The organism is Enterobacter cloacae complex sp. ECL411, from assembly GCF_021869665.1.
In the GTDB taxonomy this organism is placed as follows: Bacteria; Pseudomonadota; Gammaproteobacteria; order Enterobacterales; family Enterobacteriaceae; genus Enterobacter; species Enterobacter intestinihominis.
The window spans coordinates 3,636,804-3,662,711 of record NZ_CP091486.1; the positions used below are offsets into that span (position 1 = coordinate 3,636,804).

24 protein-coding genes and 5 tRNA genes are annotated in these 25,908 nt (G+C 57.6%); 9 read left to right on the plus strand and 20 right to left on the minus strand.

The genetic code is table 11. From position 1 onward, the window contains the following. Positions 1-96: 96 nt before the first annotated feature. From gshA to mltB, 17 genes are all read right to left on the minus strand, one after another. Positions 97-1,641 carry a glutamate--cysteine ligase gene (gshA, locus tag L3069_RS17400; protein WP_038416576.1) on the minus strand — a complete coding sequence of 515 codons (1,545 nt, stop codon included), beginning with the start codon at positions 1,639-1,641 and terminating at the stop codon, positions 97-99. A gap of 83 nt (positions 1,642-1,724) precedes the next feature. Further along, positions 1,725-2,153, minus strand: coding sequence for a YqaA family protein (locus tag L3069_RS17405; RefSeq protein WP_017692791.1), 429 nt, complete (start codon positions 2,151-2,153; stop codon positions 1,725-1,727). Then, positions 2,150-2,716 carry a fructose-1-phosphate/6-phosphogluconate phosphatase gene (yqaB, locus tag L3069_RS17410; RefSeq protein ID WP_022649138.1) on the minus strand — a complete coding sequence of 189 codons (567 nt, stop codon included), beginning with the start codon at positions 2,714-2,716 and terminating at the stop codon, positions 2,150-2,152. The genes L3069_RS17405 and yqaB overlap by 4 nt, the downstream gene beginning before the upstream one ends. Positions 2,717-2,842: 126 nt before the next feature. Continuing rightward, positions 2,843-2,919 (minus strand) — tRNA-Arg (locus L3069_RS17415). A 64-nt stretch (positions 2,920-2,983) separates the two neighbouring features. Beyond that, a tRNA-Arg gene (locus tag L3069_RS17420) sits at positions 2,984-3,060 on the minus strand. 64 nt (positions 3,061-3,124) lie between these two features. After that, positions 3,125-3,201, minus strand: a tRNA-Arg gene (locus L3069_RS17425). A 64-nt stretch (positions 3,202-3,265) separates the two neighbouring features. Continuing rightward, a tRNA-Arg gene (locus tag L3069_RS17430) sits at positions 3,266-3,342 on the minus strand. A gap of 4 nt (positions 3,343-3,346) precedes the next feature. Then, positions 3,347-3,439: transfer RNA gene (locus L3069_RS17435), tRNA-Ser, on the minus strand. A 342-nt stretch (positions 3,440-3,781) separates the two neighbouring features. Next, positions 3,782-3,967, minus strand: a complete 186-nt coding sequence (gene csrA / locus L3069_RS17440) for a carbon storage regulator CsrA (protein WP_000906486.1) — start codon at positions 3,965-3,967, stop codon at positions 3,782-3,784. A gap of 241 nt (positions 3,968-4,208) precedes the next feature. Next, positions 4,209-6,836: an alanine--tRNA ligase gene (gene alaS, locus L3069_RS17445; protein ID WP_022649139.1), complete on the minus strand. Its 2,628-nt coding sequence runs from the start codon at positions 6,834-6,836 to the stop codon at positions 4,209-4,211. Positions 6,837-6,967: 131 nt separating this feature from the next. Then, entirely contained in the window at positions 6,968-7,468 is a 501-nt protein-coding gene (gene recX, locus L3069_RS17450; protein WP_038416578.1) for a recombination regulator RecX, read from the minus strand. 68 nt (positions 7,469-7,536) lie between these two features. Next, positions 7,537-8,595: a recombinase RecA gene (gene recA, locus L3069_RS17455; RefSeq protein WP_022649140.1), complete on the minus strand. Its 1,059-nt coding sequence runs from the start codon at positions 8,593-8,595 to the stop codon at positions 7,537-7,539. Positions 8,596-8,684: 89 nt separating this feature from the next. Further along, the gene (pncC, locus tag L3069_RS17460; protein ID WP_038416579.1) at positions 8,685-9,182 is read right to left on the minus strand and encodes a nicotinamide-nucleotide amidase; all 498 of its coding nucleotides are present in this window, start codon (positions 9,180-9,182) and stop codon (positions 8,685-8,687) included. A 130-nt stretch (positions 9,183-9,312) separates the two neighbouring features. Further along, positions 9,313-10,191 carry a metal ABC transporter substrate-binding protein gene (locus L3069_RS17465; RefSeq protein WP_022649141.1) on the minus strand — a complete coding sequence of 293 codons (879 nt, stop codon included), beginning with the start codon at positions 10,189-10,191 and terminating at the stop codon, positions 9,313-9,315. A 14-nt stretch (positions 10,192-10,205) separates the two neighbouring features. Continuing rightward, positions 10,206-11,066 (minus strand): metal ABC transporter permease, encoded by an 861-nt coding sequence (locus L3069_RS17470; RefSeq protein ID WP_038416580.1) that lies wholly within the window; start codon positions 11,064-11,066, stop codon positions 10,206-10,208. Beyond that, positions 11,063-11,716 (minus strand): metal ABC transporter ATP-binding protein, encoded by a 654-nt coding sequence (locus L3069_RS17475; protein WP_022649143.1) that lies wholly within the window; start codon positions 11,714-11,716, stop codon positions 11,063-11,065. Before L3069_RS17475 ends, L3069_RS17470 begins: the two co-directional genes overlap by 4 nt. 268 nt (positions 11,717-11,984) lie before the next feature. Continuing rightward, a complete protein-coding gene (mltB, locus tag L3069_RS17480) occupies positions 11,985-13,085 on the minus strand; it encodes a lytic murein transglycosylase B (protein WP_022649145.1) in 1,101 nt (366 codons plus the stop codon). A gap of 251 nt (positions 13,086-13,336) precedes the next feature. Here mltB and srlA point away from each other — a divergent pair, with 251 nt between their 5' ends. The 7 genes from srlA to gutQ all read left to right on the plus strand — a co-directional run bounded on the left by srlA (position 13,337) and on the right by gutQ (position 18,271). After that, positions 13,337-13,900, plus strand: a complete 564-nt coding sequence (gene srlA, locus L3069_RS17485; protein ID WP_003862164.1) for a PTS glucitol/sorbitol transporter subunit IIC — start codon at positions 13,337-13,339, stop codon at positions 13,898-13,900. After that, positions 13,897-14,856, plus strand: a complete 960-nt coding sequence (locus L3069_RS17490) for a PTS glucitol/sorbitol transporter subunit IIB (protein WP_022649146.1) — start codon at positions 13,897-13,899, stop codon at positions 14,854-14,856. The genes srlA and L3069_RS17490 overlap by 4 nt, the downstream gene beginning before the upstream one ends. A 12-nt stretch (positions 14,857-14,868) precedes the next feature. Then, positions 14,869-15,231: a PTS glucitol/sorbitol transporter subunit IIA gene (srlB, locus tag L3069_RS17495; RefSeq protein WP_022649147.1), complete on the plus strand. Its 363-nt coding sequence runs from the start codon at positions 14,869-14,871 to the stop codon at positions 15,229-15,231. Between the two features lie 14 nt (positions 15,232-15,245). Beyond that, positions 15,246-16,025 (plus strand): sorbitol-6-phosphate dehydrogenase, encoded by a 780-nt coding sequence (gene srlD / locus L3069_RS17500; protein WP_032625941.1) that lies wholly within the window; start codon positions 15,246-15,248, stop codon positions 16,023-16,025. Positions 16,026-16,116: 91 nt separating this feature from the next. After that, entirely contained in the window at positions 16,117-16,476 is a 360-nt protein-coding gene (gene gutM / locus L3069_RS17505; protein ID WP_023298457.1) for a transcriptional regulator GutM, read from the plus strand. A gap of 63 nt (positions 16,477-16,539) precedes the next feature. Further along, complete coding sequence (locus L3069_RS17510) at positions 16,540-17,313, plus strand: DNA-binding transcriptional repressor (protein WP_015571676.1); 774 nt, start codon at positions 16,540-16,542, stop codon at positions 17,311-17,313. Then, positions 17,306-18,271 (plus strand): arabinose-5-phosphate isomerase GutQ, encoded by a 966-nt coding sequence (gutQ, locus tag L3069_RS17515; RefSeq protein WP_023298458.1) that lies wholly within the window; start codon positions 17,306-17,308, stop codon positions 18,269-18,271. Before L3069_RS17510 ends, gutQ begins: the two co-directional genes overlap by 8 nt. Here the strand turns inward: gutQ and norR are convergent. After that, the gene (gene norR / locus L3069_RS17520; protein WP_038416582.1) at positions 18,268-19,782 is read right to left on the minus strand and encodes a nitric oxide reductase transcriptional regulator NorR; all 1,515 of its coding nucleotides are present in this window, start codon (positions 19,780-19,782) and stop codon (positions 18,268-18,270) included. The genes gutQ and norR overlap by 4 nt on opposite strands. A 187-nt stretch (positions 19,783-19,969) precedes the next feature. Here norR and norV point away from each other — a divergent pair, with 187 nt between their 5' ends. Both norV and norW read left to right on the plus strand, forming a co-directional pair. Then, on the plus strand, positions 19,970-21,418 hold the full coding sequence (gene norV, locus L3069_RS17525) for an anaerobic nitric oxide reductase flavorubredoxin (protein WP_038416585.1): 1,449 nt from the start codon (positions 19,970-19,972) through the stop codon (positions 21,416-21,418). Then, positions 21,415-22,548: an NADH:flavorubredoxin reductase NorW gene (gene norW, locus L3069_RS17530; RefSeq protein ID WP_038416586.1), complete on the plus strand. Its 1,134-nt coding sequence runs from the start codon at positions 21,415-21,417 to the stop codon at positions 22,546-22,548. Before norV ends, norW begins: the two co-directional genes overlap by 4 nt. Before the next feature lie 113 nt (positions 22,549-22,661). On the opposite strand, the gene L3069_RS17535 is transcribed toward norW, so the two are convergent. After that, on the minus strand, positions 22,662-23,684 hold the full coding sequence (locus tag L3069_RS17535; RefSeq protein WP_038416587.1) for a HoxN/HupN/NixA family nickel/cobalt transporter: 1,023 nt from the start codon (positions 23,682-23,684) through the stop codon (positions 22,662-22,664). 1 nt (position 23,685) lies between these two features. After that, on the minus strand, positions 23,686-25,902 hold the full coding sequence (gene hypF / locus L3069_RS17540; protein WP_126509569.1) for a carbamoyltransferase HypF: 2,217 nt from the start codon (positions 25,900-25,902) through the stop codon (positions 23,686-23,688). Between the last annotated feature and the right edge of the window lie 6 nt (positions 25,903-25,908).

Consider the following 25,908-nt stretch of genomic DNA (forward strand, 5'->3'; position numbering starts at 1 on the left):
GCGTCTGAGTATATGAAAGACGCGCATTTGTTATCATCATCCCTGAATTCAGAGATGTATATTTTGGCCACAGCGATGTGGCCTTTTTCTTTTGGTTCAGGCCTGCTTCGCCAGAAACGCCTCAAACGACTCCGTATCCGCCGCTTCGACCTCTTTCTGACGCACAACGGACGCATCGCGCTCTGCCACAAAATCCGCTTCGCTCAGGATCTCTAACGGCTCCTGCATCAGCATCTCACGGTACTCCGCTGAGAGTGAACGCCCTGTGCCACCAATTCCCTGTTCAATCATAGAACGCAGAATACGTGCTGAGAATGTCAGTTCCGGGTTATCAAAGCTTTCAATCAGTTCGTCGCAGACCTTCTGGTAAGCTTCGCCGCCGTACACGCTATCCAGCGTCTGGGCTACGCGCTTCAGGTCATGGAACAGATCCTTCCCTACCTTAGACAGTGGGAACTGGGCCGTTTCACAGCCAATACCTAACGTCAGACCCGGCTTGCGCCCTTCCAGAATCACGCGATTCCAGTTGGCACGAGTACACAGCAGTTCGTCGGAACTCATTTCCGGCGCATCCGCCAGTACGCACCAGACCATAAACAGGTCAAGGAAGCGAACCTGCTGCTCGTCAACGCCAATCGGTGAGAACGGGTTGATATCCAGCGAGCGCACTTCAATGTATTCGATACCGCCGCGCTGTAGCGCATCCGACGGCGTTTCACCGCTGCGCGTCACGCGCTTCGGACGAATCGGCGCATACAGTTCATTTTCAATCTGCAATACGTTGGTGTTAATTTGCAGGCGCTTGCCGTCTTTTTCGAGGCCGATTTTTTCGTACTCTTCCGACGGGGTTTTTATCGCCCGCTTCAGGCCTGCCACATATTCGTGCAGATCGTTAAACGTAATTCCGAGATTGCTTTGCGACTTATTGGTATAGCCAAGGTCGCTCAGGCGCAGCGAGGTCGCGTACGGCAGATAGTACATGCCACACTCAGTCTTCTCGAACGGCAGCGTGGTCGGTTTCCCTTGCAGGAACGATGAACAGATAGCCGGGGACGCGCCGAACAGATACGGAATAACCCAGCCAAAACGGTAGTAGTTGCGGATCAGGCGGAAGTAGCCCGCGGAGATCGCTTCTTTATCCGTTTCACCGCACTTCGCCTGCCAGAACGCCATCGGCAGAGAGAAATTGTAGTGCACGCCAGAGATCGTCTGCATCAGTGCGCCGTAGCGATTTTTCAGTCCTTCGCGATACAGCGTTTTCAGCCGTCCAATATTCGAGGTGCCGTACTGAGCCAGCTCGATATCCTGCCCCTGCTCGATATAGCACGGCATGCTGAGCGGCCACATACGCTCGTCGCCGAGGTTGCGGGCGGTGAAGCGATGCACGTCGCGCATGATCGTCAGCATATGATCAATATCACCGTCTACTGGCGTAATGAACTCCAGCAGCGCTTCGGCGAAATCGGTTGTGATCCATTTATGTGTCAGCGCCGAGCCTAACGCCTTCGGGTGTCCCGTAGTCGCTAAGCTACCATCCGCATTTACGCGCAGCGTTTCGCGCTCAAGCCCACGCTGAATCCCCTTCAGTGCCTGAGGGTGATTTTCCAGCCAGGCCAGCGCCTGTGATACGTCCGGGATCAATTTGACCTCCCGCCTGTCAAAAAATTGTCACTCAGCATAATTGTAATGGTTGACGATTGAAGGTCGCGAATTCATTCCACCAATTAGTGCCACCACGTCATACCCTGTAGTGTTACCCATGCCAGTAAAACATAGCGTAACGCCTTGCCAAGGCACAAAAAAAAGAGCACCGGTCCCCAGGAGATGCGCATCCATCCCGCCAGCAGACACAGTAAATCGCCTATTACAGGCATCCAGCTTAATAACAGCGTGGCAGCGCCATAGCGTTTTAGCCAGCCCACTGCCTTTTCCTGCCAGCGAGATTTTTCGCGTAGCGGAAAGAAACGTCCAAGAATAACGTTAGTCAGCCCTCCAAGGCTATTACCCATTGTTGCTATTAAGACCAGCAACCAGGGCTGACTCACGCCGGACAACAGCATCGCCACCAGCACCACTTCCGAATTCCCCGGTAAGAGGGTGGAGCTTAAAAAACTGCTGGCGAATAATGAAGCGAGTGACAGCGCGTCACTCACAGTAAGCGAACATCCACCGCCGCCATTCCGGCATCACGTGCGGCCTGAATGCCAAAATCAGCATCTTCAAACACCACGCATTTTGCAGGTGGTACACCCATTAATTCTGCACAGCGCAGGAAGGTATCCGGTGCGGGTTTGTGATGTTTAACATGATCGGCGGCAACGACGGCAGAAAAATAGTGGCGCAGGCCAAGGTGTTTGAGTAGCGCTTCAGCAATCGCGCTCTCGCTGCCCGTACCGACAGACATAGGACGACGGCCGTGCCACTCCTTGACGACGTCAATGAGTGGTAAAGGCTGCACGGTGTCTAACAGTATGGCTTTTACCGCGTCGGTTTTTTCACGCGCGAGCTGGTGCGGGTCGAGATCGGCCTGATTCAGCTCAATCACGGCCTGTGCGATACGCCAGGTGGGCGATCCGTTGAGGGCAATCATCGCCTGTAAATCGAAGCGCATACCGTAACGGCCCAGGACTTCGGTCCAGGCCTGACGATGCGTGGGTTCGGTATCCAGGAGGGTGCCGTCCATGTCGAAGATCAAACCGTCATACTGTGCGTACATCGTGCTCTCGCTAAACGATTAACAAAGCATTACTTTATCGTAAAAGGGGATTTTTGTCGCTGATTGCGAAGTGATAACAATGAGAGTGATTAAGAACTAAACATCGAAGGGGATCACAAGAAGAGATGGTGCATCCGGGAGGATTCGAACCTCCGACCGCTCGGTTCGTAGCCGAGTACTCTATCCAGCTGAGCTACGGATGCATCGGGATTTGCTGCTGTACTTCTCGATACTCATATCACTTCAAAAGCAATATGAATTAAAAAATGGTGCATCCGGGAGGATTCGAACCTCCGACCGCTCGGTTCGTAGCCGAGTACTCTATCCAGCTGAGCTACGGATGCATCGGGATTTACTGCTGTACTTCTCGATACTCATATCACTTCAAAAGCAATATGAAGTAAAAAATGGTGCATCCGGGAGGATTCGAACCTCCGACCGCTCGGTTCGTAGCCGAGTACTCTATCCAGCTGAGCTACGGATGCATCGGGATTTACTACTGTACTGCTCGATATTCATATCACTTCGAAAGCAATATGAAGTAATAGATGGTGCATCCGGGAGGATTCGAACCTCCGACCGCTCGGTTCGTAGCCGAGTACTCTATCCAGCTGAGCTACGGATGCAAAATGGCGGTGAGGCGGGGATTCGAACCCCGGATGCAGCTTTTGACCGCATACTCCCTTAGCAGGGGAGCGCCTTCAGCCTCTCGGCCACCTCACCACACAACGCCTCTTTCGAGTGCTTCGAGCAACTCGTTAAGAGCTTCTCGTCGCTGCGTGGCGCATATATTACTTTCTGGGACTTATAAGTCAAACAATTTTCCACATGCTTTTTTCGTTTGCACAATTCGCACGCAATTCGCATGTAAAAGCCGCAAAGAGAGTGTTTTATAAGCGGATTTTGCAGGCATCTTCACAGAATTGTGTTGAGAGAAGCGCGTCATTTGGATGAGATAAGATTATGAGAGTGGTCAAAAACGAAGCGTTTGAAATAGAACGGTAACTTTATGCAGGAAAAATAGCGGGAGAGTTGCGTCTCGCCCGACAGCGAGACGCGACAATATCAGTAACTGGACTGCTGGGATTTTTCAGCCTGGATACGCTGGTAGATCTCTTCACGGTGGACAGATACTTCTTTAGGAGCGTTAACACCAATACGTACCTGGTTACCCTTTACCCCTAAAACTGTCACGGTGACCTCATCCCCAATCATGAGGGTCTCACCAACTCGACGAGTCAGAATCAGCATTCTTTGCTCCTTGAAAGATTAAAAGAGTCGGGTCTCTTGTATCCCGGCATTATCCATCATATAACGCCAAAAAGTAAGCGATGACAAACACGTAAAGTGTAAGCAGTCACGGCATCACATTCTGTTAAACGTAAGTTTAGCCGATATACACAAACTCAACCTGACTTTATCGTTATCGATAGCGCAGTGAGCAAGACGCCATAACGTTACCGCTATGGCGTCTGCTTGTGCTTTGTAGTTATTACAGTTTCGCGCTTACCCAGCTTTCAACGCTGGCTAATGCCGCGGGAAGTGCCGCCGCATCCGTACCACCGGCTTGCGCCATGTCCGGACGACCGCCACCTTTGCCACCCACCTGCTGGGCGACCATGCCAATCAGTTCCCCTGCTTTGACACGATCCGTCACATCCTTAGAGACGCCCGCAATCAGAGAAACCTTACCCTCTGCGACCGTTGCCAGCACGATAACCGTCGAACCAAGCTGGTTCTTCAGATCGTCGACCATGGTACGCAGCATCTTAGGCTCAACGCCCGCCAGGTCGCTGACCAGCAGTTTGACGCCCTTAATGTCTACCGCTTTGCTGGAGAGGTTTGCGCTCTCCTGCGCCGCAGCCTGTTCTTTCAGCTGCTGGAGTTCTTTTTCCAGCTGACGGGTACGATCCAGCGCGACACGCACTTTCTCGCCCAGGTTCTGGCTATCGCCTTTCAGCAGCTGCGCGATCTCGTGCAGCTGGTCGCTCTGCGCATGCAGGCTGGCAATTGCACCTTCCCCGGTCACCGCCTCAATACGACGCACGCCTGCCGCCGTACCCGACTCGGAAACGATGCGGAACAAGCCGATGTCACCGGTGCGGGATGCGTGAGTACCGCCACACAGTTCGGTAGAGAAGTCGCCCATGCTCAGCACGCGAACGCGGTCGTCATATTTCTCGCCAAACAGCGCCATCGCACCTTTCTTCTTCGCTGCCTCAAGATCCATGATGTGGGTTTCGATTGGCAGGTTGCGGCGGATCTGGGCATTCACCAGGTCTTCCACCGCACGAATTTCAGACGGCTTCATCGCTTCAAAATGCGAGAAGTCGAAACGCAGCACTTTGTCGTTAACCAGAGAACCTTTCTGTGCAACGTGCGTACCCAGCACTTCGCGCAGGGCTGCGTGCATCAGGTGGGTTGCCGAGTGGTTCAGACGAATGCGCGCGCGGCGAGCTTCGTCAACGTTGGCCTGAACGCCCTCGCCCACTTTCAGAGAACCGGAAACCAGTTTGCCCTGGTGACCAATTGCCTGACCGTATTTCTGGGTATCGCTTACGCTGAAGCTGAAGCCATTGCCTTTCAGTTCGCCTTTATCGCCAACCTGGCCGCCGGATTCCGCATAGAACGGTGTTTTATCCAGGATAACAACCGCGTCCTGACCTGCGCTAATGCTGTCTACGGCTTTACCGTCAACAAACAGCGCGGTCACGTTGCTGGTCAGAGCCAGCTCTTCGTAGCCTTTAAATTCAGACGCGCTATCAACGCGGATCATCGCGTTGTAGTCCGCGCCAAAACCGCTGGATTCACGCGCACGACGACGCTGCTCTTCCATTGCGGCTTCAAAGCCTGCTTCGTCAACTTTGATGTTGCGCTCGCGGCAAACGTCCGCCGTCAGGTCAACCGGGAAGCCGTAGGTGTCGTACAGGCGGAAAGCGGTTTCGCCATCCAGCGTGTCGCCCTTGAGTTTCGCCAGCTCGTCGTCCAGCAGCGCCAGTCCGCGCTCCAGCGTACGGGCAAACTGCTCTTCTTCGGTTTTCAGAACCTGTTCAACCTGCGCCTGCTGGCGTTTCAGCTCGTCACCGGCAGAGCCCATCACGCCAATCAGTGGCCCAACGAGTTTATAGAAGAAGGTGTCCTTCGCGCCCAGCATGTTGCCATGACGGATCGCACGACGAATGATACGACGCAGCACATAGCCACGGTTTTCATTCGACGGGATAACGCCGTCAGCAATCAGGAACGCACAGGAACGAATATGGTCTGCGATAACGCGCAGTGATTTGTTGTTCAGATCGGTTGCGCCCGTCACTTCGGCAACGGCTTTGATCAGGGTGCTGAACAGGTCAATCTCATAGTTGGAGTTAACGTGTTGCAGAACGGCCGCGATACGCTCAAGACCCATACCGGTATCTACGGACGGTTTTGGCAGCGGCTCCATGGTGCCGTCGGCCTGACGGTTGAACTGCATGAAGACGATGTTCCAGATCTCAATGTAGCGATCGCCATCTTCTTCCGCGCTTCCCGGAGGGCCGCCCCAGATGTGGTCACCATGATCGTAGAAGATCTCGGTGCACGGACCGCAAGGGCCGGTGTCACCCATCTGCCAGAAGTTATCAGACGCGTAAGGCGCGCCTTTGTTGTCACCGATACGGATGATACGTTCGCGAGGGATACCCACTTCTTTTTCCCAGATGTCGAACGCTTCGTCATCGGTCTCATACACGGTCACCCACAGACGCTCTTTCGGCAGATTAAACCAGTTTTCACCGGTCAGCAGTTCCCACGCATATTGAATGGCGTCGTGTTTGAAGTAGTCGCCGAAGCTGAAGTTACCCAGCATTTCGAAGAAAGTGTGGTGGCGCGCGGTGTAACCGACGTTTTCCAGATCGTTGTGTTTACCGCCCGCACGCACGCAACGCTGTGAGGTTGTGGCGCGGGAATAATTACGCTTGTCGAGACCAAGGAACACATCCTTGAACTGGTTCATCCCGGCGTTGGTAAACAGCAGAGTCGGGTCATTGTTCGGTACCAGGGAGCTGCTGGCAACAACCTGGTGTCCCTTACTATGGAAAAAATCGAGAAACGCCTGACGGATCTCAGCGGTGCTCTTGCTCATAATTATCCTGAAATCAAGCTAACGAAATGTCGCAGCAGATCTGTATCTGTAAACAGTTGGACGGACCAGCTACTGGAAAAAGTGGGAATAAGATAAGTTTTCTTTAGTGGGAAGTAAAATCCCGCATGCGTTCAATCGGTAAAATTACGCCAGATATCCTGAATATCTTCCATCAGGAAGCCGCGGTAGAGCAAAAAGCGCTGGATTTTAACTTTTTCTGAAAATTCACGCGACAGCGGCTCACCGTACTTTCGTACCGCCTGCTCACGCGCCAGTTCGCACCAGTCGATTTCACTTTCGCGCATGGCTTTTTCAATCGATTCACGGGCTACACCTTTCTGGTTCAGCTCCTGGCGGATACGCGCTGGCCCATAGCCTTTACGACCACGGCTGGCAAGAAAGCGAGCGGCAAAACGGCCGTCATCCAGATAGTGATGCTCGTAGCACCAGGCAACCACGCGGTCATAATCTTCCGCGGTGGCATCAATGTCTTCCGGACCGTTTTTGCTCATGACGGGCGCTGACAGTTTCCGCCGCAGCTCCTGTTCGCTATGGTCACGCACGGCAAGAATACGCACGGCCCGATCCAGCAAGCGTGAGTAGGCTGGTCGGCGTGATGTCGGTTCACTCATAAAAAACCTGTCGATTCAGAAATGCAAAAAGGGCCGCATCAGCAGCCCTTCATTTTTATCCGAGAGGATTAAAAATCTTCGTTGGTTTCTTCAGCATCCGCGCCGTCGACCACGAAATCAGGTTTAGAGTCCTGGTTGCTCAGCAGGAGTTCACGCACCTTTTTCTCAATCTCTTTCGCCGCCGCCGGGTTCTCTTTCAGCCAGGAGATAGCATTCGCTTTACCCTGACCAATCTTGTCACCGTTGTAGCTGTACCATGCGCCCGCTTTTTCAATCAGCTTCTCTTTCACGCCCAGGTCAACCAGCTCGCCGAGGAAGTTGATACCTTCGCCGTAGAGGATCTGGAATTCAGCCTGTTTGAACGGTGCTGCGATTTTGTTCTTCACAACCTTCACGCGGGTTTCGCTACCGACGACGTTATCCCCCTCTTTCACCGCGCCGATACGGCGGATATCCAGACGGACAGAAGCGTAGAATTTCAGAGCGTTACCGCCGGTGGTGGTTTCCGGGTTACCGAACATTACACCAATTTTCATACGGATCTGGTTGATAAAGATCAGCAGCGTATTGGACTGCTTCAGGTTACCCGCCAGCTTACGCATCGCCTGGCTCATCATACGTGCCGCGAGGCCCATGTGAGAGTCACCGATTTCACCTTCAATTTCCGCTTTTGGCGTCAGCGCCGCAACGGAGTCGACGATGATCACGTCAACCGCACCTGAGCGCGCCAGCGCGTCACAAATTTCCAGGGCCTGCTCGCCGGTGTCCGGCTGGGAGCACAGCAGGTTGTCGATATCAACGCCCAGTTTACGGGCATAGACCGGGTCCAGCGCGTGCTCGGCATCGATAAACGCACAGGTTTTACCTTCGCGCTGTGCCGCCGCAACAACCTGCAACGTCAGGGTGGTTTTACCCGAGGATTCCGGACCGTAGATTTCTACGATACGGCCCATCGGCAAACCGCCAGCGCCCAGTGCGATATCAAGAGAAAGCGAACCAGTGGAGATAGTTTCCACATCCATGGAACGGTCTTCACCCAGGCGCATGATGGAGCCTTTACCGAATTGCTTTTCGATCTGGCCCAGTGCTGCCGCCAACGCTTTCTGTTTGTTTTCGTCGATAGCCATTATTACTCCTGTCATGCCGGGAGAAGCAACTGCGCTTCACCATGGACTTCTGTTCTGTTGAGGCAATTATACTGTATAGTCATACAGTATCAAGTATTTTGTAGAAATTGTTGCCAGAGCGTTTTTAACGCGTATTCCGTTGCCTGACGACGCACGCTTTCGCGATCGCCGCTGAAGCATTCCCGGCGGGTGATCCCTTCACCTTTTGAGGTGGCAAAGCCAAACCAGACGGTGCCGACAGGCTTCACGTCGCTGCCGCCGTCCGGCCCCGCGATACCGCTGATGGAGATAGCGTAATCTGCGCGCGCCTCTTTCAGCGCGCCAATCGCCATTTCGATCACCACCGGCTCGCTGACCGCGCCATGCTGCTCAAGCGTGGCTTCACGCACGCCAATCATCTGCGCTTTAGCCTCGTTACTGTAGGTCACAAAGCCGCGTTCAAACCAGGCGGAACTGCCAGCAATATCGGTAATTGCTTTCGCCACCCAGCCGCCGGTGCAGGATTCTGCGGTCGTAAGAGTCGCGCCGCGCTGTTTCAGCGCCAGCCCCACCACTTCGCTTAGCTGCATCAAATCATGGTCAGTCATTCTCGCTCCAGGCCTTAGAAAAACATGCAGCACAAGATAGCACTTTCTCATCAAATATGGGGATGCGCGTCGGGTTTTACGAGGGGGCTTCAGAAAAAAGCCGATGCGGGCGCATCGGCCAGAGAGACGCTTATTTCATGCTGTTAGCGAGGGTATCCACATTGTGGCGAAACGCCTTGACGTAGGTGTCCGCCACGCCGCCCTTCGCGGACAGCGCTTCCGGGTAAAGTTCACCGCCCGGCTGGGCGCCCGTGGCGGTCGCAATCTGCTTCACCAGGCGCGGATCAAGCTGGTTTTCCATAAACCAGGTTTTCACGCCGTCAGCTTTAATCTGATTGATAATCTCCGCTACCTGCGCCGCGCTGGCTTCACTCTCAGACGACAGCCCCTGCGGCGCCATAAACGTCACGCCGTAGGCGCGGCTGAAATAGCCGAAGGCGTCGTGGCTGGTCAGCACTTTGCGCTTCGCCTGTGGGATGTCGCTGAAACGCTTTTTAGCCCAACCGTCCAGCTGAGAGAGCTGCGCAATATAGGGTTTACCAGTAGCTTCAAGCGCCGCCGTATCTTCAGGATCGGCCTTCACCAGCCCTGAGAGAATATTTTGCGCATACAGCGCGCCGTTCGCCGCGCTGTTCCACGCGTGCGGATCGGTCACGGTTTTACCGTCCTCTTCCAGCGTGTGCGTTTTCACGCCGTCCGAAGCAACCACCAGCTGGCCTTTGAATCCGGAGGCTTTCACCAGACGATCGAGCCAGCCTTCCAGCCCCAGCCCATTGACTACCACCACGTCGGCTTTACTCAGCGCCGCGCTGTCTTTGGGCGAGGGTTCGAAAGTATGGGGATCACCGTCCGGCCCCACCAGCGTCGTCACCTTCACACGATCGCCGCCAACCTGCTGCGTGATGTCTCCCAGGATGGAAAAGCTGGTCACCACATTAAGCGTTTTCGCCATTACGCCGTGCGTCATCATGCCGAGCGCGAGCGCCACGGCTAACCCTGTACGTTTCATCGTTTCCCCTTGCGTTAAAAAAGCGCCCGCAGGCTATCCGCCAGCCTGCTGCGCGTGCCAAATAAAACGGAAATAAAGAACAATGCGCTGGCGGTCAGCACAATGGAGGGCCCGGCGGGCAGACTCACTGCCCAGGAAAGGCTTAAGCCCAGCCAGGCGCAAAAAATACCGCTGATACCCGCCATCAGAAGTAACCCTGGCAGGGTGCGCACCCAGCAGCGTGCCGCCACGGCGGGTAACATCATCAGCCCGACGGCCATCAGCGTGCCGAGCACCTGAAAACCGGCCACCAGGTTGAGCACCAGCAGCGCCAGAAACAGACCGTGTAACATCCCGGGCAGCCAGCGCGCGTTCACCTGCAACCACGCGGTATCGAACGCTTCGCTGACCAGCCCACGATAAAACATCGCCAGCGTGAGGAGCGTGAACATGCAAACGCCCGTCACGAACAGGGCTGACGCGCTATCCACGGCGAGAATGGAGCCAAACAGAAGATGAAGCAGATCGACATTTGAACCGCGCAGCGACACCAGCGTGACGCCCAGCGCCAGGGAACCCAGGTAAAACCCCGCGAAGCTGGCATCCTCTTTAAGGGGCGTGCGGCGGCTGACCAGCCCGGCCACCAGCGCAACGGCGATCCCGGCAATAAACCCGCCGACAGTCATTGCCAGCAGCGACATACCGCTGAGCAGATAGCCCACCGCGACACCCGGCAAAATGGCATGAGAAAGGGCGTCCCCCATCAGGCTCATCCGACGCAGCTGAAGGAATACCCCCAGCGCCGTGGTGCTGACGGAGAGCGCCAGGCAAACCACCAGCGCACGGCGCATAAAGCCGTACTCAATAAACGGCAGGAAGAATGTATGCCAGATCATGCCACCCTCACCCGCTCGGTTTTCCATTGGGGACTATCAGCGTCCAGACGTAACGTCTGCGGGAAGTGACGTGCTACGCGCTCGCTGTCATGCAGAACCGCCAGCAGGGTCTGCCCCTGCATATACATCTCCAGCATCAGATCCATCAGCACGTTGCAGGTCGCTTCATCGACGCCGGTGAAGGGTTCGTCCAGCATCACCAGCGGTGCCTGCTGCACTAAAACGCGGGCAAACAGCATGCGCTGGAATTGCCCGCCGGAGAGTTCATCGATGGTGGATAACGCCATGGACGCCAGCCCCACGCGCTCAAGCGCGCCGGCAATGCGCATGCGGGTATCCCGACGAAAACCGGCAAATAGCGAGATTTCTGGCCAGCAGCCCATGCTCACCACGTCCTGCACGGTCAGAGGAAATTGCGCCTCCAGCGCGTGACGCTGCGCCAGCCAGCCCACCACCGGACGTCTCCCCTGCCAGCGAAACGTACCGCTGACGGGCGGAAGAAAGCCAGCGAGCGTTTTCAGCAGCGTGGATTTGCCGCAGCCGTTGGCCCCGACGATGGCGGTCATGCTCCCGCGTTCAATCACGCCGGACAGTGCGCGCGTAACGGGCTGGCGATCGTAACCCGCCACCAGGTCGTTCATCACGATCATGGCAACGCCACCGCCCAGCGCACGGCCAGGCCGAGAAACAGAATGAGCACCAGCGCCAGCAGCAGACGAACCGGGGATGAGAGAGAAAACAGGGACATGGACATCTCAATTAAAAATTATGTTATAACATAACAATAATGAAAGACGATTAAGATGTAAACGGCGGGAGTGAAATGGGAATGTGGCGAAATGTTTCTGCGGGAAACAGGTGCGGGCGGGTGCCCTCACCCCAGCCCTCTCCCACAGGGAGAGGGAGGCATAAGGGGACTTACTGGCTAAACGGTGACGCTGCCGGCACACGCGCCTGAGACACCGCCAGCCCCAGCTGCCACACCGCCATCGCATAGTGCGTGCTGTGGTTGTAGCGGGTAATGGTGTAGAAGTTCGGCAGTCCGAACCAGTACTGATAACCGGTTCCGACATCCAGGCGCAGCAGGCTCACCTGGTCAACATTGCCCAGCGGCTGCGACGGCGTTAAGCCTGCCGCTGCAAGCTGCGCCACGCTGTATTTGGTTTTAAATCCGTTTTCCAGACCAAACGCCTCGCCGTTCGCCTGTACCGCCACCTGGCCGCCCGGCGTCCAGCCGTGCGCTTTGAAGTAGTTGGCCACGCTGCCAATGGCGTCTTCGGGATCCCACAGGTTGATGTGACCATCCCCGTTAAAATCTACCGCGTACTGCTTATAGGAGGACGGCATAAACTGGCCGTAGCCCATCGCACCGGCGAACGACCCTTTCAGATCTAACGGATCGTCCTGTTCGTCTCGCGCCATCAGCAGGAAGGTTTCCAGTTCAGAGGAGAAATACTCGGCGCGGCGCGGGTAGTTGAAGGAGAGCGTCGCCAGCGCATCGAGGATGCGGGTTTTACCCATAATGCGTCCCCAGCGAGTCTCGACCCCAATAATACCGACGATGATCTCCGGCGGCACGCCATAGACCTGCCACGCACGATTCAGGGCGTCTTCATACTGATTCCAGAACACCACGCCATTTTGCACGTTGTCCGGGGTAATAAACTGTTTGCGATAGCGCAGCCACGCCCCGTTTGGCCCGGTCGGCACCTGGGCCGTCGGCGCCTGCCTGTCCATCAGGCGCAGCACGTAGTCCAGACGCTTCGCCTGAGACAAAATGGCATGCAGCTGCTGGCGATCAAAACCGTGCTTGCTCACCATTTTATCGATGAACTGTTCGGCCGCAGGGTTATTCGCGAAGTCGCCGCCCATCTGCATCATATTGTGCTGCGGCTCAAGCAGAAACCCGCCGGAAGGCGCGCCCGCCGTTTGTTGAACAGCTTCAGTCCTGGGTTTGCTACTACAGGCGGACAGGAGAATAAGCGCAGGTAACAGCGCTGCATAACGACGCTTGAACATGTGGCATCCATTTAACGAGTTCGGTAAGAACCCAGTATGGTAAAGCATCCGCAACACCTCAAGGAAGCGGTACACACCTCCCCAACGCAAATCCGCGCTTTTTTCCATCGAAAATCATTCGCCCCACCAATTATCTTTCAAATTAATCCATTTTTCTTTCATTGTGAGATCTAATTAACACTTTAAAAGCTTTCAATTTGATTATTATTAGCCCCGAACAGACAAAAACAAACGCCCTACAGGAGAGAAGAATGATAGAAACCATCACCCACGGCGCCGAGTGGTTCATCGGGCTTTTTCAGAAAGGCGGCGAGGTATTCACCGGCATGGTGACCGGGATCCTGCCCCTGCTGATCAGCCTGCTGGTGATCATGAACGCGCTGATTAACTTTATCGGCCAGCAGCGTATTGAACGCTTCGCCCAGCGCTGCGCCGGAAACCCGCTGTCCCGCTACCTGATCCTGCCCTTCATCGGCACCTTTGTGTTCTGCAACCCGATGACCTTAAGCCTCGGCCGCTTTATGCCAGAGAAGTACAAGCCGAGCTATTACGCCGCCGCCTCCTACAGCTGCCATTCCATGAACGGCCTGTTCCCGCACATCAACCCCGGCGAGCTGTTCGTTTATCTCGGGATCGCCAGCGGCCTTACCACGCTTGGCCTGCCGCTCGGCCCGCTGGCGGTGAGCTACCTGCTGGTCGGTCTGGTCACCAACTTCTTCCGCGGCTGGGTGACGGATCTCACCACCGCCATTTTTGAGAAAAAAATGGGCATCCAGCTTGAACAGAAAGTCCATCTTTCAGGAGCTACAGCATGAACCGGATCCGCATTGAGAAAGGCACGGGCGGCTGGGGCGGCCCGCTGGAGTTCGACGCCACCGAAGGCAAAAAGATTGTGTACATCACCGCGGGCACGCGCCCGGCGATCGTCGACAGGCTGCACGAGCTGACGGGCTGGGAAGCGGTCGACGGCTTCAAGGAAGGCGAACCGCCGGAAGCGGAAATCGGCGTGGCGGTGATCGACTGCGGCGGCACGCTGCGCTGCGGCATCTATCCGAAGCGCCGCATTCCGACGGTAAATATTCACTCCACCGGGAAATCCGGCCCGCTGGCGCAGTACATCCTTGAGGATATTTATGTCTCTGGGGTGAAGGAGGACAACATCACGCTGGTGAATGGCACATCCGCGCCGCAAAAAGCGGCCCCGCGCGAGTACGACACCAGCAAAAAAATCACCGAGCAGAGCGATGGCCTGCTGGCGAAGGTCGGGATGGGGATGGGGTCCGCCGTGGCGGTGCTGTTCCAGTCCGGGCGCGACACCATCGACACGGTGCTGAAAACCATTCTGCCGTTTATGGCGTTCGTCTCGGCGCTGATCGGTATCATCATGGCCTCCGGCCTCGGCGACTGGATTGCCCACGGCCTCGCCCCGCTCGCCAGCCACCCGCTCGGCCTGGTGACGCTGGCGCTGATCTGCTCCTTCCCGCTGCTGTCGCCGTTTCTCGGCCCGGGCGCGGTGATTGCCCAGGTCATCGGCGTGCTGATTGGCGTACAGATTGGTCTGGGCAACATTCCCCCGCACCTCGCTCTGCCAGCCCTTTTCGCCATTAACGCTCAGGCGGCGTGCGACTTCATCCCCGTCGGGCTGTCGCTGGCGGAAGCACGTCAGGACACCGTGCGCGTGGGCGTCCCCTCCGTGCTGGTGAGCCGCTTCCTGACGGGCGCGCCCACGGTGCTGATTGCCTGGTTTGTCTCCGGCTTTATTTATCAATAAGAGGTTCCTGCCATGACCGTGATTTACCAGACCACCATTACCCGCATCGGCCAGAGCGCGGCCGATGCGCTGAGCGACCAGATGCTGATCACCTTCCGCGAAGGGGCGCCTGCGGATATCGAAGAGTTTTGCTTTATCCACTGCCACGGCGAGCTAAACGGCGAGCTGAAGGCCGGGAGCCAGCTTGAGCTGGGCGAGGCGCGCTATGCCGTGACCGCCGTCGGCGACGTCGCTGAACAAAACCTGCGCGAGCTGGGGCACATCACCCTGCGTTTTGACGGGCAGCCGCAGGCGGAGTATCCCGGCACGGTTCACGTTGAGGGGCCGGTTCCGCAGGCTGTCACACCAGGCTGTACGTTAAAATTTGTTGCGTAATTAAGGAGAAACACATGAGTCAGGTTGCCGTTGTCATTGGTGGGGGACAAACCTTAGGCGAGTTCCTCTGCCGTGGGCTTGCCGCAGAGGGTTACCACGTAGCGGTAGTGGACATTCAGAGTGAAAAAGCCGCCCGTGTGGCGGACGCCATCAACACCGAGTTTGGCGAAGGGATGGCGTACGGATTTGGTGCCGACGCCACCAGCGAGCAGAGCGTGATGGCGCTGGCCCGCGGCGTGGACGAGATATTTGGGCGTATCGACCTGCTGGTCTACAGCGCGGGGATCGCGAAAGCGGCCTTTATCAGCGATTTCGAACTGGGGGATTTTGACCGCTCGTTGCAAGTGAATCTGGTGGGCTATTTCCTCTGCGCCCGTGAGTTTTCCCGGCTGATGATCCGCGATGGTATTCAGGGGCGCATCATTCAGATCAACTCGAAATCAGGGAAAGTGGGCAGCAAGCACAACTCCGGCTACAGCGCGGCGAAGTTTGGCGGCGTGGGGCTGACGCAGTCTCTGGCGCTGGATCTGGCCGAATACGGCATCACCGTTCACTCGCTGATGCTGGGTAACCTGTTGAAATCGCCGATGTTCCAGTCCCTGCTGCCGCAGTACGCCTCCAAGCTCGGCATCAAAGCTGAAGAAGTGGAGCAGTACTACATCGACAAAGTGCCGCTCAAGCGCGGGTGTGATTATCAGGACGTGCTGAACATGCTGCTGTTTTACGCCAGCCCGAAAGCCTCGTACTGCACCGGGCAGTCGATTAACGTCACCGGTGGGCAGGTGATGTTCTGAGTTTAATCCCCGGTGGCACTGCGCTTACCGGGGCTACAACCCCCGTAGGCCGGGTAAGGCGCAGCCGCCACCCGGCAATTAAGGAGCCGATATGGTAACCGCATTAATCACCTTCGCCGCCCTCGCCTGGATCTGCCAGATGGCGTTTGGCGGCTGGCAAATCCATCAGTTTAACCGCGCCTTTGACGCCCTGTGCCAGAAAGGCCGTGTGGGCGTCGGGCGTTCCGGTGGACGCTTTAAACCGCGGGTTGTCGTCGCTGTTGCGCTGGATGAAAACAATAAGGTCTGCGATTCCCTCATCATGCGCGGCATGACCGTCTTTGCCCGCCCGGTGAAAATCCAGGCGATCAACGGCATTTTGCTGCATGAATTACAACCTGATGTGATCTTCCCCCATGATTCACTCTGTCAGAATGCACTATCATTAGCGCTTAATCTGAAACATGGATAATTTCGTTGTGAAAATTATAAACTTGCGGAATTATCATTTCGCAACGTAAGGAACGAAGCGCCTATGAAACCACGTCAGCGGCAGGCGGCCATACTTGAGCATCTGCAAAAGCAGGGAAAGTGCTCGGTAGAGGATCTGGCCCACTACTTTGACACCACCGGCACGACAATACGCAAGGACCTGGTGTTGCTCGAAAACTCCGGCGCCGTCATTCGTACCTACGGCGGCGTGGTGCTCAATAAAGACGAAGCCGACCCGCCTATCGATCACAAGACGCTGATTAATACGCACCAGAAAGCGCTGATTGCCGAAGCTGCGGTCAAATTTATCCAGGACGGCGATTCCATCATCCTCGACGCTGGCAGTACCGTCCTGCAGATGATCCCGCTGCTCAGCCGCTTTAATAACATCACCGTGATGACCAACAGCCTGCACATCGTCAATGCCCTGTCAGAGTTCGACAGCGAGCAGACCATCCTGATGCCCGGTGGCACCTTCCGTAAAAAATCCGCGTCGTTTCACGGGCAGCTGGCGGAGAATGCCTTCGACCACTTCAGCTTCGATAAGCTGTTTATGGGCACGGACGGCATCGACCTCAACGCGGGCGTGACCACCTTCAACGAGGTGTTCAGCGTCAGCAAAGCGATGTGCAACGCCGCGCGGGAAGTGATTTTGATGGCGGACTCGTCGAAGTTTGGCCGTAAAAGCCCCAACATTGTCTGTAGCCTTGAAAGCGTCGATAAGCTGATTACCGACGCAGGTATCGATCCGGCATTTAAAAAAGCGCTGGAAGCGAAGGGCATCGACGTGATCGTAACCGGAGAGAAAAATGAGTGATTTTCTGTTAAACGCAGGCCGCCAGACTCTGCTGCTGGAGCTACAGGAAGCCAGCCGCCTGCCGGAGCGTCTGGGTGAGGATTTTGTTCGTGCAGCCAACACCATTATCCACTGCGAGGGCAAAGTGATCGTGGCGGGTATCGGTAAATCCGGTCATATCGGCAAGAAGATTGCCGCGACGCTTGCCAGCACCGGCACTCCGGCGTTCTTCGTGCATCCTGCCGAAGCGCTGCACGGCGATCTGGGGATGATCGAAAGCCGCGACGTGATGCTGTTTATCTCCTACTCCGGTTCAGCCAAAGAGCTGGATCTCATCATCCCTCGCCTGCAAGAAAAATCGGTAGCCCTGTTAGCGATGACCGGCAAATCCCGTTCGCCGCTGGCGCTGGCCGCGAAAGCAACGCTGGATATTTCCGTTGAGCGCGAAGCCTGCCCGATGCACCTGGCACCGACCTCCAGCACCGTCAACACGCTGATGATGGGCGACGCGCTGGCGATGGCGGTGATGCAGGCGCGCGGTTTTAATGAGGAAGATTTCGCCCGTTCCCATCCTGCTGGCGCGCTTGGGGCACGTCTGCTCAACAAGGTTCACCACCTGATGCGCACGGACGATGCCATTCCTCAGGTCAAACTCGACACCAGCGTGATGGACGCCATGCTGGAGCTGAGCCGCACCGGGCTGGGGCTGGTTGCGGTATGCGACAACGACCGTCAGGTGAAGGGCGTCTTCACCGACGGCGACCTGCGCCGCTGGCTGGTGGGCGGCGGCAAGCTGGAGGCGCGGGTATCCGAAGCAATGACCCGGGGCGGGCTGACGCTGAATGCCGACAGCCGCGCCATTGAAGCCAAAGAGGTGCTGATGAAGCGCAAAATCACCGCTGCGCCGGTGGTGGACGAGCACGGCAGGCTGTGCGGCGCGATCAACCTGCAAGACTTCTACCAGGCGGGGATTATTTAACCCTTAAGCCCCAGACGTTTCGCCAGCCTGTGAAGGTTGGCGACGTCCATCTCCAGCGCCCGCGCGCATGCCGCCCAGCTGCGGTTATTCTGCTCCAGGGCGCGGGTGATCATCTGACGCTGGAACGCATCCGTCGCCTCGCGCAGGTTTTCGTTCACGCTCTCAGGTATCACTGGCTTCACGGACGGCGTCGTTTCCTCACGCAGCGCGAAATGGCGCGCATGAATAACCACTTCATCCCCCGAACGCGTAGCCCGCGCCAGCACCACCGCGCGGTGAATCGCATGTTCCAGTTCACGCACGTTACCCGGCCAGCCGTAGCTCAGCAGGTGCGTCCTCGCGCCGGGGCTTAGCACCACGCGGGAAAGCCCCATTTTTTGCCGACACTGTTCGCAGAAAAAGCCCGCCAGCAGCACCACATCATCGCCCCGCTCGCACAGCGGCGGCACCGTGAGCGGGAACACGCTCAGACGGTGGAACAGATCGGCGCGGAAATTGCCCGCCAGCACCTCTTCGCGCAGATCGCGGTTCGTCGCCGCCAGCACGCGAACATCCACGCGTAAGCTGCGATCGTCACCCACGCGTTGAATATCGCCATACTGCAACACCCGCAGCAGTTTGGCCTGGAGCGAAAGGGAGAGTTCGCCAATTTCATCGAGGAACAGCGTGCCGTTATCAGCCATTTCGAACTTGCCGCTGCGGTTGCTGATCGCCCCGGTAAAGGCCCCTTTGACGTGTCCGAACAGCTCGCTTTCCGCCACGCTTTCCGGCAGCGCCGCGCAGTTGAGATAGACCAGCGGGTTCACCGCACGGGGCGAGGCTTCGTGGATCGCTTTCGCCACCAGCTCTTTACCGGTGCCGGTCTCCCCGAAGATCAGCACGTTCAAATCAGACGCGGCGACAATCTCAATCTCTTTTTTAAGCTGCGCCATGCCCGGCGAAAGGCCAATCATTTCGGTGTGCGCCACCTGCTCAAACGCCGTCGGGCTACCCGGAAGAATATTCTGGCTCTCCAGCTGTTCTATCAGCAGGGCGTTGTTCAGCGCCCCGGCCGCCAGCGCGGCAATCAGCCGTAGCTCTTCGTCGCTGAAGGTATCGAACTGATCCGGCGACATGCCGTCGAGGGTTAACGCGCCAATCAGGTTCTGCCCGGCAAACAGCGGCAGGCCGATACAGGCGTGCACCTTCAGGCTCTCCTGGCCGGGGATCAGGCCGTCGTACGGATCGGGCAGATCGCTGTCTGCCGGGAAACGCACCACGTCACCCGCACGGGCGATGGTTTCCAGACGCGGGTGGCCCTCCAGGGTAAAGCGCCGCCCGAGTACGTCCTTCGCCAGACCGTCGATAGCCAGCGGAATAAACTGCCGCCCTTCGTAACGCAGCAGCGCCGAGGCATCGCAATCCAGCACGTGGCGCAACGTGGAGATCAGCCGCTGAAAGCGGTCCTGATGACCAATACCGGTTTGCAGTTCTATGGCGATCTTCGCCAGCACATCTACGGAAAAGCTCATCTCTGCCTCACTGTCATTTTGACAACACATAGTGTCATATTGACAATTTTTAAGATAGTCAAAATGACTACCCATTAGGGAGAATCAAAACACAAATACATTATTTTCAATAAGTTAAAAAACTGGCACGCAACTTGATATATGACAGTCATCTTATTTGAAAACGCCGTATTAAGTTGAGGTTGCTATGTCTATTCTGGTTAAAAATAACATTCATTGGGTGGGTCAACGTGACTGGGAAGTACGTGATTTTCACGGGACGGAATACAAAACGCTGCGCGGCAGCAGCTACAACAGCTACCTCATTCGCGAAGGTAAAAACGTCCTGATCGATACCGTCGATCACAAATTCAGCCGCGAGTTCGTGCAGAACCTGCGCAGCGAAATCGATTTGAATGACATCGACTACATCATCATCAACCACGCGGAAGAGGATCACGCCGGGGCGCTGACCGAGCTGATGTCCCACATTCCGGATACCCCGATCTACTGCACCACCAATGCCATTGACTCCATCAACGGCCACCACCACCATCCAGAGTGGAACTTCCACACTGTAAAAACCGGCGACACGCTGGATATCGGCAACGGCAAACAGCTGATCTTCGTGGAAACCCCAATGCTGCACTGGCCGGACAGCATGATGACCTACATGACCGGTGACGCGGTGCTGTTCAGCAACGACGCCTTCGGCCAGCACTACTGCGACGAACGTCTGTTCAACGACGAAGTGGATCAGACCGAGCTGTTCGAACAGTGCCAGCGCTACTACGCCAACATCCTGACGCCGTTCAGCCGTCTGGTCACGCCAAAAATCACCGAGATCCTCGGCTTCAACCTGCCGGTGGATATGATTGCCACCTCCCACGGCGTGGTATGGCGTGAAAATCCAACCCAGATCGTCGAACTGTACCTGAAGTGGGCGGCGGACTATCAGGAAGACCGCATCACCATCTTCTACGACACCATGTCCAACAACACCCGCATGATGGCGGACGCCATTGCCCAGGGCATCAACGAAGTGGACCCGAACGTGGCAGTGAAAATCTTCAACGTGGCGCGCAGCGATAAGAATGAGGTATTGACCAACGTCTTCCGCTCCAAAGGCGTGCTGGTGGGTACCTCCACCATGAATAACGTGATGATGCCGAAAATTGCCGGACTGGTGGAAGAGATGACCGGCCTGCGCTTCCGTAACAAACGCGCCAGCGCCTTTGGTTCACACGGCTGGAGCGGCGGCGCGGTAGACCGTCTCTCCACCCGTTTACAGGATGCCGGTTTTGAGATGTCCCTGAGCCTGAAGGCGAAATGGCGTCCGGATCTCGACGCGCTGGAAATCTGTCGCCAGCACGGTCGCGACATTGCCCGCCAGTGGGCGCTTGCGCCGCTGCCGGAAACCGCACCCGCCGCGGCTGCTGCGCCGGAAGCCGTAGCAGAAGCCACTCCTGCCGCTGCCGACCTCGGCCCCTGCATGCAGTGCAGCGTCTGCCAGTGGATTTACGATCCCGAGCTGGGCGAGCCGTTGCAGGATGTCGCGCCGGGTACACCGTGGAGCGAGGTGCCGGACAACTTCCTCTGCCCGGAATGTTCCCTCGGAAAAGACGTCTTTGATGAACTGGCAACGGAGGCAAAATGAGCCACGGCATCGTCATTATCGGCTCGGGCTTTGCCGCCCGCCAGCTGGTGAAAAATATCCGCAAACAGGATGCTAACGTGCCGTTGACGGTGATCGCCGCCGACAGCATGGATGAGTACAACAAGCCTGATTTAAGCCACGTCATTAGCCAAAATCAGCGCGCCGACGATCTCACCCGCCAGACGGCGGGGGAGTTTGCAGAACAATTTAATCTGCGTCTGTTTCCGTACACCTGGGTCACCGATATCGACGCCGACGCCCACGTGGTGAACGCGAAAGATAAAACCTGGCAGTACGATAAGCTGGTGCTGGCGACGGGGGCATCTGCGTTTGTGCCGCCGGTTGAGGGCCGCGAGTTGATAGTCACGCTCAACAGTCAGCAGGAGTATCAGGCCAGCGAGACCCTGTTACGCGACGCCATGCGGGTGATGATTGTCGGCGGCGGGCTGATTGGCACCGAGCTGGCGATGGACTTCTGCCGGGCGGGAAAATCCGTCACCCTGGTTGACCACGCGGCCAGCATTCTGTCAGCGCTGATGCCGGCAGAAGTAAGCAGTCGCTTACAGCATCGTCTGACCGACATGGGCGTGCATCTGCTGCTGAAATCGCAGTTGCAGAGCCTGAGCAAAACCGAAACCGGCATTTGTGCGACGCTCGACCGCACCCGCAGGGTGGAAGTGGATGTGGTTATTGCGGCGACGGGGCTGCGCCCGGAAACCGCGCTGGCGCACCGCGCAGGCGCAGAGATCAATCGCGGCGTGAAGGTAGACAGCTACCTGCAAACCACCCAGCCGGACATTTATGCCCTGGGCGACTGCGCGGAAATTAACGGGCAGGTGCTGCCGTTCCTGCAACCGATTCAGTTGAGCGCCATGTTCCTGGCGAAAAACCTGCTCGGCGGCAACGCCCCGGTGAAATTACCCGCCATGCTGGTGAAGGTAAAAACGCCGGAACTACCGCTGCATCTCGCAGGTGAAACGCAGCGTCAGGATCTGAACTGGGAGATTGTCCTTTCGCCTCAGGGCATGGTGGCGCGCGGCACCGATACTGTCGGTCAGATGCGCGCCTTTGTGGTCAGCGAAGACAAAATGAAGGAGGCCTTTGCACTGCTGAAATCGTTACCTGCTTAACCCTCGTCATGCCGGGTGGCGCTCCGCTTACCCGGCCTACTTAACACCATAACGGTAAACCTTGTAGGCCCGCGCAAGCGTAGCGCCGCCGGGCAAAAACAGGGCTGCGTGGTTCAGGACCGCACCACCAGCGCGTCATAACCGCGCCAGCGGTAATTCGCCATCGAGATCAGCCAGCAGGCGACAAACAGCCCGACCACCACAAACCCGGCGTCGCCCAGGTTATCGTTCACCGCGCCAATCAGATCCCACACGCCGCCGCTGAGGGCGAACTTGTCCATCAGAAGACCCAGCGCTTCCAGCCCGCCGATAAACAGCGCCACCACCACCGAAGTGCCGGTGATGGTCATGTTGTAGTACAGCTTGCGCTGTGGCTTGTTAAACGCCCAGCCATAGGCACCCACCATCAGCAGGTTATCGAGCGTATCCACCAGCGCCATGCCGCTGGCGAAGAGCGCCGGGAAGATCATGATCGACCACACCGACATCCCGCTGGAGGCGCTGGCGGCGGAGATCCCCAGCACGCCGATTTCGGTGGCAGTGTCAAAGCCGAGGCCAAACAGGAAGCCCACCAGATACATCTGCCAGCTCCTGTTGACGAGGCGGAAGGTTTTGCCGAACAGCCAGTTCATGACGCCACCCTGGGCAGGCAGCGTGATGTCGCCCTGCACGGGCCTGCCGTGTTTCAGTGCCTGAAAACTGCGCCAGACGCCGTGCAGGATCACCATATTCACCAGCGCCATCGCCAGCAGGAAGGTGGCGGAGACGGCGGTGCCAATCAGGCTGCCGGTTTCGTGGAACCATTCCATATTTTTCTGAAACGCCGTGGCGGTGGCGGCGATGGCAATGGAGGCCAGCACCACGATGGTGGAGTGTCCGAGGGAAAACCATGCGCCCACGCCGGACGGGCGCTTGCCCTGCTGCATCATCTTACGCGTCACGGTATCAATCGCGGCGATATGGTCGGCATCCACCGCATGACGCAGTCCGTAACACCAGGCCAGCAGGCTGGCCGCCATCAGCGCCGTACTGCCGCTAAAGGTGTGCCACGCCAGCCCCCAGGCCAGCAGGTTAGCCATCACCAGAGCCAGCAGCAGGCACGCTGCACGAGGTTCATTGCGTAAAAGTCGTAACATTTTAAATCCTTTGTGAACATGATCGGGCGGCAGCAACCACCGCCTGCCCGAAGGAGATCGCTCCGTCGCCTGCGGGCAGGCACGAAGGAAAAAGAAGCGTGAAATCAGAAAGGTAATGACGAAAGCGCGCGCGTAGCAGGCGGTTGTGAAGGACACCTCCGCTGAAGCACACCGTAGAGAGCGACCGTCGGCGGGCATGCGTTGCCGCCAGTTCGCTCAGCCCTTTTGCCAGCGCATCGTGAAAGGCCCAGGCGCGCTCGCCGGGCTCCGCCCGCCAGGCCAGCCACTGCTGCCAGAACAGCGCAAGGTTATCCGTCTTGAGCGTCACCGGATGATCAACCCCTGCACAGTGTTCGGCCAGCGCCTCCAGCCGGCACGCGGCTTCGCCCTCATAGCGTTGCGTTTCAATGCCCAGCGCACAGGCCACGGCGTCGAACATACGACCACAGGAGGAGGCCCGCGGCGCATTGATACCGCGCGACACCGCCGTTGCCAGCAGCGGCCAGTTTTGACGCTGTACCGCCTCCGTTTCCGGGTACTGCTGCCAGTCAGGTACGAACGCCAGACAGTGGGCGAGCAAATTGCGCCACGGCTGTTTTGCCGCCAGATCGCCCCCCGGCAGCGCAACGGCTGGCAGACCGCCCAGCCGTTCGCAGTCGCGATAGTTCACCCGCAGGCACTCGCCGCCCCACAGCGCGCCGTTCTCGCCCATGCCGATCCCGTCCAGCGTCAGGGCAATAACATCCCCGCCGTCGAGCGGCCAGCCGTTCTCCGCCAGACACGCTGCCGCATGCGCATGATGATGCAGCACGGTCTCAACGGGCAGCGCCTGCGTCCGGGCCCACTGTCGGGCGTGATATCCCGGATGGGCATCGCACACCACACGCTCTGGCTGGAAGGCGTAGATGTCCTGCATCGTCGAGAGCGCACTGCGCCACTGCGCCTCTACGCCCTCGTCGCTCAGATCGCCAAAATGCTGGCTCGGCACCGCCTGGTTGCCACGTACCAGGCAGAAGGTATTTTTCATCTCCGCGCCGGTGCATAACATGGGCGAGATGTCGCGGAATCCGGCGGGCAATGTGATGGCATCCGGCACAAAACCGCGTGCGCGACGCAGCATCGCACCGTCCCGATCCATTACTGAATCATCCATCCGTTGCAGGATGTCGCGGTTGTGCAGCAGGAAGCCGTCAGCGATGTCACTGAGTTCTTCCAGCGCCTGCTGGTTGCTTATGGCGGGTGGATGGCCGCTGAGGTTGCCGGAGGTCATCACCAGCGGGCGCTGGCAGTCCAACATCAGCAAATGCTGGAGCGGGTTCGCAGGTAGCATCACGCCAATTGTATTCAGCCCCGGCGCAATCTCCTCAGGAAACGCAGGAAGGCAGGCTTTTGGCGTCAGCACAATCGGCGCAGCGGGTGAACCTAACAGCGTCTGGATGGCCTCCGGCAGATCGTTCGCATGCGGGATCATTACCGCCAGCGGCTTGGTCGGGCGCTGCTTGCGTGCCCGCAATTTCCGAATCGCCTGTGGGTTAAGCGCGTCGCAGACCAGGTGAAATCCGCCCAGCCCTTTGACCGCCACAATCCCGCCGTTTTTCAATCTCTCCACCGCCGCGCTTAACGCCGATTCGCGGGTGGTGGCAGCATCCCCGGCTTGCCACTCCAGCTGCGGCCCGCAGTCCGGGCAGGCCACCGGCTGGGCGTGAAAACGCCGGTCAGCCGGGTTGCGGTACTCCGTTTCACAGGGCACACAGAGCGGGAATGGCGCCATTGACGTGGCCGGGCGGTCATAGGGCATGGCGCGGATAATGGTAAACCGCGGCCCGCAGTGGGTGCAGTTGATAAACGGGTAGCGATAACGGCGCTCGCGCGGATCGCGCATCTCCGCCAGGCATGCGGGACAGGTGGCGGCATCCGGGACGATTTGCGTATCCATCGCCCCGCTCTCGCTGTGGCGGATGACAAACTCGTCCGGCAGCGTATTCCAGCTGTACGGCTGCGTTTCAACGCGATCGATGCGCGCCAGCGGTGGGCAGTCCTGGCGCAGTCTCGCGGTAAAGTCACCCCCACTACCCGCGAGACGCACCAGGACACCCTCTCCGTCGTTGCACACGTCGCCCGCCAGCCCCAGCTGGTGTGCAAGCTGCCAGACGAAGGGACGAAATCCTACCCCCTGCACCTTGCCGCGCACCCGAAGCTGTACGCCGTTAACGCGCATTGCAGC